This window comes from Acidobacteriota bacterium, assembly GCA_019347945.1.
GTDB lineage: Bacteria > Acidobacteriota > Thermoanaerobaculia > Gp7-AA8 > JAHWKK01 > JAHWKK01.
In genome coordinates this window covers 60826-69817 of sequence record JAHWKK010000019.1, presented here as the reverse complement: position 1 = coordinate 69817, position 8992 = coordinate 60826, and the positions used below count along the sequence as shown (strand labels likewise).

Below are 8992 nucleotides of genomic sequence, written 5' to 3'. Positions count from 1 at the left end.
CGAGGCTCTCGACATGGCGATCGAGCAACGACGACCGAACCCGGGTTTGATTCATCACTCCGACCAAGGCTGTCAGTACACCTCGATCGAGTTCGGCCTCCGGTGCCGGCAGGCCGGGGTACGGCCTTCCATGGGCTCGGTCGGAGACTGCTACGACAACGCGATGTGTGAGAGCTTCTTCGCCTCGCTCGAATGCGAGCTGATCGACCGTACAAGCTTCGCCAACACCGACGAGGCGAGGCGCGAAGTGTTCGACTACATCGAGGGCTTCTACAATCCGCGCCGTCGTCATTCAGCACTCGGCCAGATCTCCCCGGCCGAGTTCGAGCGGAGGGCCGCATGACCGGAGGGCATGTCGACCAAACGATTGCACCCCCTCCTCGATCCTCCCCCTCGAGGGGGAGGAAGAAAACAACTGGGCCGGTGTCGATCTCTGAATCGGCACTCAACTACTACCCTGTCCACGAAACCGGGTGAAGCTCACTGCTGAGCTCAGCTTCTCCAACCTCAAACCTCCAACCTCAAACCTGCTTCACCCGTTTTCCCGCAGTGTCGCCAGAATCTCGGCGATTGCTTCATCCGCCCGGCCGACCGGCAGCAGACACGTTCCCGCGCCGCGATGACCGCCGCCTCCATACGTCGACATCAGCTCGCCCACCGACGTGCGGCAGGTGCGGTTGAAGATGCTGTGGCCGACTGCGGCCACCACGCTCTGCCGCGCCGGTCCCCAGTGAATGCGGAGCGAGACGTTGGCCTCGGGAAAGATCGTGTAGATGACGAACCGGTTGCCGGCCGGAACCTCGTCCGCTTCGCGAAGATCCGTCACCACGACGTTGCCCTCGAGCCTGCTCCATTTGCTGAGGAACTCGGAAAACTGCTCCTGCTCGGTCTTCAGACGCTCGACACGCGCCCGGACCTCCGGGTGCATCAGAATCTCGTCGATCCGCTTGGTCTTGAGCATCTCGACCAGGTCCTGGAAATACCCCTGGAAGTCGATCCCGAGGCCGCTTCGGTTGTCGATCGTGTACCCGAGCAGAATGTAGTCGCGAGGATTGGTCACATCTTCGGGGGTCAGACTCGCCGAATCGAGCCGGTCGGTCGCCGTCACCAGGTGCGCGTAACGGGCGAGATTCTCGTCATCGGCGCGGTAATACTCATAGACGAGCCGCGCGGCCGAAGGAGCGTGTGCGAACCGTCCCCTGAAGTCCTCGGGAGGTGTCGTGTTGCTGCGGGTCTGGAGATGGTGATCGAACCACATCCCGCAATCGGGATGGTAGGGAAGATTGGCGACGATGTCGTCCGAGCGGATCTCGACTCGCCGGTCGGTGATGTCCTGCGGATGGATGAGAACGATCTCGTCGATCGGCTCCTTTTCGGTGATGATTACCGAGCAAGTGAGACCGTCCAGGTCCCCTCTGGTCACCAGTCGCAAGGCTTTGGACTCCCCGTTCAAAGCCTATCACGTTCTGTTAACATCGAAGCATGGCTCACGCCGTCTATCCGGGCTCGTTCGATCCGATCACAAACGGGCATCTCGACATCGTCGAGCGAGGATCCCGGATCTTCGACCGGGTGACGATCGCCGTGCTCGAAAACGAGGGGAAGGCCCCTCTCTTTTCGGTGGCCGAGCGGATCGAGCTCATTCGCCTCGTCGCCGGAAAGATCGAGAACGTCGAGATCCGCTCCTTCAACGGCCTGCTCGTCCGCTTCATGGAAGAGATCGATGCCCGGGTCGTCGTACGAGGGATCCGGGCGGTCTCCGATTACGAGTACGAGCTTCAGATGGCGCTGATGAACCGGGAGCTCTCATCGGAGATCGAGACTCTCTTCATGCTTCCGTCGGTCGAGTACACCTACGTCTCTTCCCGCCTCGTCAAGGAAGTCTGCCGCTTCGGCGGCGACGTCTCGAGTCTCGTTCCGGGACCGGTTCTCGAGCGGCTCGAAGGCCGTTTCAAACGCTGATTCAATTGACGAATTCGCGGTAGTGGTCGTACCTCGAAAGAATCAGATCGACATAGGTCACCGGCTCCAGCCCGCGAACGAATCCATAGCGTACGACCGGATCGGTGAAGTATTGACGCTTCGACTTCTGAAGCATCCAGTAGGCGACGTCATCCCAGAGCGCCGGATCATCGCCGTTCTTCTCGGCGAGCCGCTGCGCGTCGAGGACATGACCGCGACCCGCGTTGTACGAAGCGAGAATGAACTTCAGCCGCTCATCCGGATCGCTGATCTCCCCCTCCCACGCCTTTTCGAGCTTCAGCAGATAGCGCACCGCTCCGCCGACGTTCTCTTCCGGATCCCACGCATCCCGGACGCCGACCTCACGCGCCGTACGAGGCATCAGCTGGAGAAGGCCCATCGCTCCTGCCCATGACCGGGCCTTCGGCTCGAAGCGCGACTCCTGGAACGCCTGAGAAGCCAGCAGCCGCCAGTCCCATCCCAGATCGGCCGCGTGCTTCCGAAACAGATCGTCATAGGGGGAAAGCTGCCCCGTCTCGCTCGTCAGATACTCGTCGACGACCCGCTCGCGAAACCCTTCCCGATCCTCGAAGTACTTCGTATACAGCTCCTGACGGAATTCGACGATCTCGGGAGTATCGAGCCAGCGGTCGACTGCCTGTCTCAGCCCCGTCGAATTTCTCCTGAACGCCCAGACGACGCTCATGCGGGGACCGATCGTCGGGACCGCTATGAGATTCGTATAGTAGTCGTCCTTGAGCTCGGCCACATTCTGAGGCGCGACGGTGAGGTTGATCTTTCCCGTCGCAACCCTCCGGATGAGCGGATCGACGGATGAGGCGCCCTTCACCACCACGAGATGAATGTCGCCGCTGATCTCGTCCGAGACTTCGATGACGACTTCGTTCAACTGAGCTCCACGCGGCATGTGTACGGAACGACCCGAAAGATCGTCGACCCGGGCAACGCGGGCTTCGAGCTCGACCGCCTCGAGCTCGACCTCGAGCGCGTCATCGACGGCTTCCGGCAGATCGAGCGCATCGTCCCCGCGCTGAACCACGACCGGTGGAGTGACGTAGAGCGGCTTGCTGAATGCAACCTCCTCTTCGTCGGCCGTCATCCTGAAGATTCTTCCGGCGGCAAGATCCCCGTCGCCATTCTTCAGCTTCGGCCAGAACTGCGAGCGGTCGTCGAGGACGTCCACGCTGAGAGTCAGACCGTGATCGGAAGCGAACCGGCGGACCAGCTCGTACTCGTAACCGAGCGGCTCCCCGCGATAGAGAAAGTAAGAGGTCGAGTCCCAGGTGAGAATCACATTGAGCCGGCCGTCGGCCAGCACGTTTTCGAGATCCCGGGTCGAGCCGGCGGGCGAGGTCCCCGGGCTCCCCCCTTCCCCGATACACCCCACGGTACAAAGAGTCAGAATAGCCGACAGGCACAGCAGAGCGTTTTTCATCCTTCTCCCCTGCTGCATGCCGCGTTCCGAGCCGATCGTCAGCGAAGGATGGTTTCCTCACGACGTGGGCCGGTCGAAACGATCGAGACCGGGCACCCGCACGTATCCTCGATCAGCCGGATGTAATCGCGAGCCTGCTCGGGAAGATCATCGAATCGCTTCAGCGAAACGGTCGGCGTCTGCCAGCCATCGACGGTCTTCCAGCTGAGCTCGCCCGAAGGATCGCGGCCGATCGCGACCTCGATCCGCTCGAGCTCGTCGAGAACATCGAGCTTGGTCACGGCGAGCGCCGTCATCCCGCTCAGGTAGACACTTTTCCGCACGATGTCAAGGTCCAGCCAGCCGGTTCGTCGCGGCCGGCCGGTCGTGGTACCGAACTCGTTACCTCGCGAACGGAGGTACTCCCCGGTCCGGTCGGAGAGCTCGGTCGGAAACGGACCGCTGCCCACCCTCGTCGTGTAAGCCTTCACCACGCCGAGCACTTCGGTGATCGAGGAGGGAGGGACACCGAGTCCCGTTGCGATCCCGCCGGCGCAGCAGCTGGACGAGGTGACGAACGGGTAGGTGCCATGATCGACGTCCAGAAGCGCGCCCTGCGCTCCTTCGAACATGATCCGGCCGCCGCGCTCCATCGCCTCCCTCAGCAGCGCAACCGTGTCGGTAATCCACGGGCCGATCGTCTCGCCGAGCTCCGTGTACCTCCGGATCGTCTCCTCGGGGTCGACCGGGTCCGCACGATACAGCCGCGTCAGCAGCGCGTTTTTTTCTTCATAGAGCGATTCGACTTTCTTTCGAAGCGTCTTCTCATCGAGCAGATCGGCCATCTGAACCCCATGCCGGGACATCTTCGACTCGTACGCGGGACCGATGCCGCGGCGCGTCGTGCCGATCTGCTCTTCACCGGCGGCCGTTTCCCGGGCCTGGTCGAGCGCGGCGTGAATCGGGAGGATGCAGTGCGCAGCCGAGCTGATGCGAAGGTTGTCCTCGATCACGACACCCTGATCGCGAAGCTTTGCCACTTCCGCCAGCAGAGCCACCGGGTCGATGACCATCCCGTTCCCGAGGACGCACGTCTTCCCCGGGTGGAGAATGCCGGAGGGGATCAGATGGAGCGAGTAGTGCTCGGCGCCGAACTTGACCGTGTGCCCCGCGTTGTGGCCTCCCTGAAAGCGCGCCACGATGTCGAAGTCGTCGCAGAGAAGGTCGACGATCTTCCCCTTCCCCTCATCTCCCCACTGCGCACCGAGAACGGCGAGATTCCGCGTCTGCATACGCGGCGCAGACTACCGCAAAGACCGGTCGGGTGCCATCGCCGGCTCCAAGGCACCGCGGTTGCACCGGTTCCTCCCGAATGGAACCGCGAGCCGAGTGTGAAGAGTGCGGGAGGTCGATCGACCCGCTGACGAGGGCGTGCCCCTACTGCAATGCGGTCCGTTCGCCGACCGAAGTGCTGGGAGAGAGACGCCCCGACACCGTCGTTGCGAACGTTCGCCCTCCACGGCCGGACTATCGCCGGAAACCGCAGCGCGCCGAAGCGCCACGCAAGATCTTCATGGCCGCTCTCGCGCTGGTCGTTCTCGCTGCGATCTTCATGGGAGGTTTTTTCGTCCGCAGTCTCGGGAAAAAGCCACCCCCAGATGCCTCCCCCTTCGAAGGCCCGGAGGTCGGAGCGATTCCGAAGGTCGACATCGCTCTGGTCAGCGATCCGAGCGCCGCTCAGATCGGCCGGTCCTACACATCCCGCGCTCCGGTCGAGATCGATACGGAAACGCCGGAAGAATTTCAGCGGCGTGATGCGACGGCCCTCCCGGAGGCCGTCTATCGGGATGTTGCCGCCGTCGAGGACCGGCGGAGCTCCGCCGCAGACTCGTCGGTCGATCCCCGTACCGTGACGGAGGCCGTGCGGCCGCGACCCCGCAGACCCGACCCTCCCGAGCCCACCGGCCCGGCCCCCACTCCTGCCGTCTCATCCGTCCCGCCGCAGCCTCTGAGCCAGCCGATCCCGACGCTCCGTTCCAGAGAATCCGGCTCGGTCCGTCTCCAGCTCACCATCTCTCCATCCGGACGGGTCACCGATGTCAGGGTGATCGAGAGTCTCGAAGGTGTGACCGAACGGCTCGTTGCCGCCGCGCGCAACTGGACATTCCGCCCGGCAATGCTGAATGACGTTCCCGTCGAGGGAACCTATCGTGTGGAGATCAAGGTCAACCCGGAATGAGCGACGAAGTCAAAATCGAGGATTCGAAAAAAAAGAGCTGCGCACGGTGCGGAAAATCGATCGATGCGATGGCGAACCGCTGTCCCTTCTGCGGAGCCGACAGCAGGACCGGTGACCGTCAGGACGAAAGCGAGATCGTCAGGGAGGTACTCTCTTCGCGACCGCCGCCATCGCGGCTCGACAGACTGATCTCGACGCTCCGCGAGCGGCAGGGACTGGCACTTCTCGGCCTGACCATCGTGGTCGGAGGCGCACTCTGGCTCGCTACGGTAACCGTGACCGGAGGAAGCTCGAACGACGTATCGGCTACCGATGCGGTGCCGCTCCCCGAGGTCTTCGCTCCCGGTCCTGCGGCCCAGCCCGACGAATCCCTTCCGATGCCGGAGCTGCCGTATCACTTCGACGGGGACCCGGCGCGGTTCGAACAATGGCTCGAGGAAGAGGGGGCCGTCGCGCCGCCGCCCGAAGAGCAGCGGACCGGCGCGCAGGCCGCTCGTCAGACTTCCCCGCCGACCCCAGCGCCAGCGGTCGAAGAGCAGCCCACCCCCGCGCAGGACATTCGACCGGCGACCCCGCAGCAACCCGCAGTGCGCCGTCCGCCCGCGAGGCCTGCGGAGCAGACGGAGCCGACGCCCGGGACCTCGACCGAAGGGGTCGATCCGACACCCGAGACGGACACCTCGACGGAGCCAGAACCTCCGAGATCCCCCGGGGCTACTCCGGCTGGCTCTCCTTTTTCGGGATGACGACGCACTCTTCGACGCCTCGCCCTCGCGCCTTCCTCACCTGAAGCTCCAGTCCACGGTACTCGACGACGTCGCCAACCCTGACGGGCCGGCCGAGAATCGAGAGGATGATCCCGCTGACCGTGTCGATCTCCTCGTGATCGAGGTCGAGTCCGAGCTCCTCACCGAGCTCTTCGAGCCGGACCGTGCCGGCCACCACGAGCCGCCCGATCCCGTCGACCGCCATCGGCGGCCTTCGAACGATCGATTCGTCGACCTCACCGACGATCTCCTCGATCAGATCATCCAGGGTGAGAATGCCCGCGGTGCCGCCATGCTCGTCCATCACCAGAATCATCTGGGTCCTCGCGCCGATGATCGCCTTGAGTACCTGATCGAGCCCCGCGGTCTCCGGCACGAATCGCGGCTCGTGAACGTAGGTGCGGTCGAGCGGGATGTCACGAAGGAGTGCTCTCAGCACGTCCTTGATGTGGACGACCCCGACGATATGGTCGAGGTCGTTCTCGAAGACGGGATAGCGCGTATGCGTGGCTCGCGCGATGAGCTCGCGCAACTGATCCGGCGTCGAGCCCAGCTCGATCCCGGTCACCCGGACGCGCGGAACCATCACCTCTCCGGCCGTCAGCTCGCTGAACTCGAGAAGCTCCTCGAGAACGGCGCCGGTCTCGTCGAGGGCTCCTCCCTTCATGCTCTCGCGCACGACGTACTGGAACTCCTCGACGGTGTGGACGACGCCCGCCCCCTGCGGCTCGATCCCCAGCATGCGAAGGATGCCGTTGCCCATCCCGTTCAGGAGGACGACGAGTGGATACATCAATCGTCCGAAAAACCTCATTGGCGTCGCCACGACGAGTGCGGTTCGCGACGCGTACTGAAGCGCGAAGCTCTTCGGCACCATCTCCCCGACCACGACGTGAAGGTAGGTGAGCAGACCGATCGCCAGAACGCTCGCGAGAGTAGAGGCTGCAACCCACGGTTCGATGGCGGAGCCGTGCAGGCGATGCTCGAAGAATTCAGCGAGCGAGTGCTCGCCGTACATTCCGAGCCCGAGGCTTGCGATCGTGATTCCGAGCTGGGCGGTGGCGATGAATCGATCCCGCGCAATCGGATCGTCGATGATGTGAAGAAGTCTCGTCGCCTTGACGCTGCCGCCGCTCGCCATTCGTATCAGCGTCGCCCTCGGTGCGCTGATGATCGCAAACTCGGCCGCCACGAACAGGGCATTAATGACGATGAGAATCGCAACGACGATGATCACCGTCGTCATGAGCCAGGCTCCTCACCGTCGAATGGCGTGATGATCACGCTGTCGATCGCGCGTTCCTCGACTTTTTCGACCTGGATCGTGACACCGTCGACTTCGAGGAGCTCTCCCTCCTCCGCGATGTGTCCGAGTTTTTCCGAGACGAACCCGCCGATGGTTTCTGACTCCGCTTCCCAGTGGAATCCGATCAGTGGTTCGACCTCGTAGAGACGCATCTGCCCCGCGACCCGATACCGGCCGTCCGGCAGGAGCTCCGGCTGGGCATCCCCGCTTTTGAACTCGTCGGTCAGCTCCCCGAGCATGTCGGTGACGAGATCCTCGAGAGTGACGAGTCCGTCGACGCCGCCGAACTCGTCGACGACCATCGCCTGGTGCGTCCGGTTCTCGCGGAAGTTGTCGAGGAGATCATCGCCGGTGGTCGACTCCGGAACATGCAGAACCTCGCGCTGGAGATCTTCCACGGTTCCGGTCGGACCGTGCCGGGCGTAATGATTGACGACGTCCTTCGTGTGGAGAATCCCCACGACGTCATCCATCGAACCGCGGTACACGGGAAGCCGGGTGTATGGACTGTCCGCCAGAATCGTCAGAACCTCGTCGAACGGAGTGGTCACGTCGATTCCGGAGACGTGACGGCGTGGAATCATCAGCTGTCTCGCCGGGCGCGCGCTCAGACGCATCGCGCGCTTCAGCCGCGTCTCGTGGCCCGGCTTGAGCTCCCCCAGCTCCCCGATCATCGTTTCGATGTCCTCGGCGCTGTGAATGTGCGCGTGCCCCTCCTGATACGGCACGCCCATGAGTCGGAGCAGCAGAATCCCGCTGCCGTTGAGGATCGAGATGAACCAGGAGAAGAGCGACATCGACCACCGAAGTGGAACCACCGTGTACATCGCCGTTCTGGTCGGATACCGGAGCGCGATCGACTTCGGGACGAGCTCGCCGATCACCATCTGCAGAACGGTGAGCACGGTCAGGATCACGACGATGCTGGCCGTTTGGGAGGCAACCTCCTCGAAGCCACCGAATCGCCTGAACAGCGGGCTGAGGTAGGGTTCGAGCCGGGCCTGACCATAGGCCCCGAGCACCAGACTGGCGATCGTGATTCCGATCTGGCAGGCGGCGATGTAGCGATCGAGGCTCCGCGTGTCCGCCACGATCGGCAGCATCTGCCGCGCGAGCGCGTTGCCGTCCCGGGCAAGAGCTTTCAGTCGGGATCGCCGGGCTGCCACGGCGCCGAACTCGGCCGCGACGTACAGCGCCGTCAGCACGATGAAGAATGTGATGACCAGCGTTACGATGAGCATCTCACCTGCCCTGGCTGGTCCCCATCTGCGCCTTCGTCGCTC

9 protein-coding genes are annotated in these 8992 nt (G+C 63.4%); 4 read left to right on the top strand and 5 right to left on the bottom strand.

Annotated elements, in window-relative coordinates:
- Nucleotides 1–343, top strand: a 343-nt coding sequence (locus KY459_12380) for an integrase core domain-containing protein (GenBank protein MBW3565514.1), incomplete at its 5' end; no start/stop codon positions are given.
- Nucleotides 344–532: 189 nt separating this feature from the next.
- On the opposite strand, the gene KY459_12375 is transcribed toward KY459_12380, so the two are convergent.
- Complete coding sequence (locus tag KY459_12375) at nucleotides 533–1423, bottom strand: exopolyphosphatase (GenBank protein ID MBW3565513.1); 891 nt, start codon at nucleotides 1421–1423, stop codon at nucleotides 533–535.
- 59 nt (nucleotides 1424–1482) lie between these two features.
- Between KY459_12375 and coaD the strand changes: the two genes are divergently transcribed.
- Entirely contained in the window at nucleotides 1483–1962 is a 480-nt protein-coding gene (gene coaD, locus KY459_12370; GenBank protein ID MBW3565512.1) for a pantetheine-phosphate adenylyltransferase, read from the top strand.
- A gap of 1 nt (nucleotide 1963) precedes the next feature.
- On the opposite strand, the gene KY459_12365 is transcribed toward coaD, so the two are convergent.
- Nucleotides 1964–3418 (bottom strand): transglycosylase SLT domain-containing protein, encoded by a 1455-nt coding sequence (locus KY459_12365; GenBank protein MBW3565511.1) that lies wholly within the window; start codon nucleotides 3416–3418, stop codon nucleotides 1964–1966.
- A gap of 38 nt (nucleotides 3419–3456) precedes the next feature.
- Entirely contained in the window at nucleotides 3457–4689 is a 1233-nt protein-coding gene (locus KY459_12360) for an adenylosuccinate synthase (protein ID MBW3565510.1), read from the bottom strand.
- Between the two features lie 80 nt (nucleotides 4690–4769).
- On the opposite strand from KY459_12360, the gene KY459_12355 reads away from it, so the two are divergent.
- Both KY459_12355 and KY459_12350 read left to right on the top strand, forming a co-directional pair.
- Nucleotides 4770–5636, top strand: a complete 867-nt coding sequence (locus KY459_12355) for a TonB family protein (protein MBW3565509.1) — start codon at nucleotides 4770–4772, stop codon at nucleotides 5634–5636.
- A complete protein-coding gene (locus KY459_12350) occupies nucleotides 5633–6382 on the top strand; it encodes a hypothetical protein (GenBank protein MBW3565508.1) in 750 nt (249 codons plus the stop codon). The genes KY459_12355 and KY459_12350 overlap by 4 nt, the downstream gene beginning before the upstream one ends.
- On the opposite strand, the gene KY459_12345 is transcribed toward KY459_12350, so the two are convergent.
- The gene (locus tag KY459_12345; protein MBW3565507.1) at nucleotides 6351–7649 is read right to left on the bottom strand and encodes a hemolysin family protein; all 1299 of its coding nucleotides are present in this window, start codon (nucleotides 7647–7649) and stop codon (nucleotides 6351–6353) included. The two genes, KY459_12350 and KY459_12345, sit on opposite strands and share 32 nt — an antisense overlap.
- The gene (locus KY459_12340) at nucleotides 7646–8950 is read right to left on the bottom strand and encodes a hemolysin family protein (GenBank protein MBW3565506.1); all 1305 of its coding nucleotides are present in this window, start codon (nucleotides 8948–8950) and stop codon (nucleotides 7646–7648) included. The genes KY459_12345 and KY459_12340 overlap by 4 nt, the downstream gene beginning before the upstream one ends.
- Between the last annotated feature and the right edge of the window lie 42 nt (nucleotides 8951–8992).

What these genes read in the sequence shown, in the direction of transcription:
- KY459_12365 (MBW3565511.1), bottom strand. Translation starts at nt 3,418, where the DNA reads ATGAAAAACGCTCTGCTGTGCCTGTCGGCTATTCTGACTCTTTGTACC.
- KY459_12360 (MBW3565510.1), bottom strand. Translation starts at nt 4,689, where the DNA reads ATGCAGACGCGGAATCTCGCCGTTCTCGGTGCGCAGTGGGGAGATGAG.
- KY459_12345 (MBW3565507.1), bottom strand. Translation starts at nt 7,649, where the DNA reads ATGACGACGGTGATCATCGTCGTTGCGATTCTCATCGTCATTAATGCC.
- KY459_12350 (MBW3565508.1), top strand. Translation starts at nt 5,633, where the DNA reads ATGAGCGACGAAGTCAAAATCGAGGATTCGAAAAAAAAGAGCTGCGCA.
- KY459_12340 (MBW3565506.1), bottom strand. Translation starts at nt 8,950, where the DNA reads ATGCTCATCGTAACGCTGGTCATCACATTCTTCATCGTGCTGACGGCG.
- coaD (MBW3565512.1), top strand. Translation starts at nt 1,483, where the DNA reads ATGGCTCACGCCGTCTATCCGGGCTCGTTCGATCCGATCACAAACGGG.
- KY459_12355 (MBW3565509.1), top strand. Translation starts at nt 4,770, where the DNA reads ATGGAACCGCGAGCCGAGTGTGAAGAGTGCGGGAGGTCGATCGACCCG.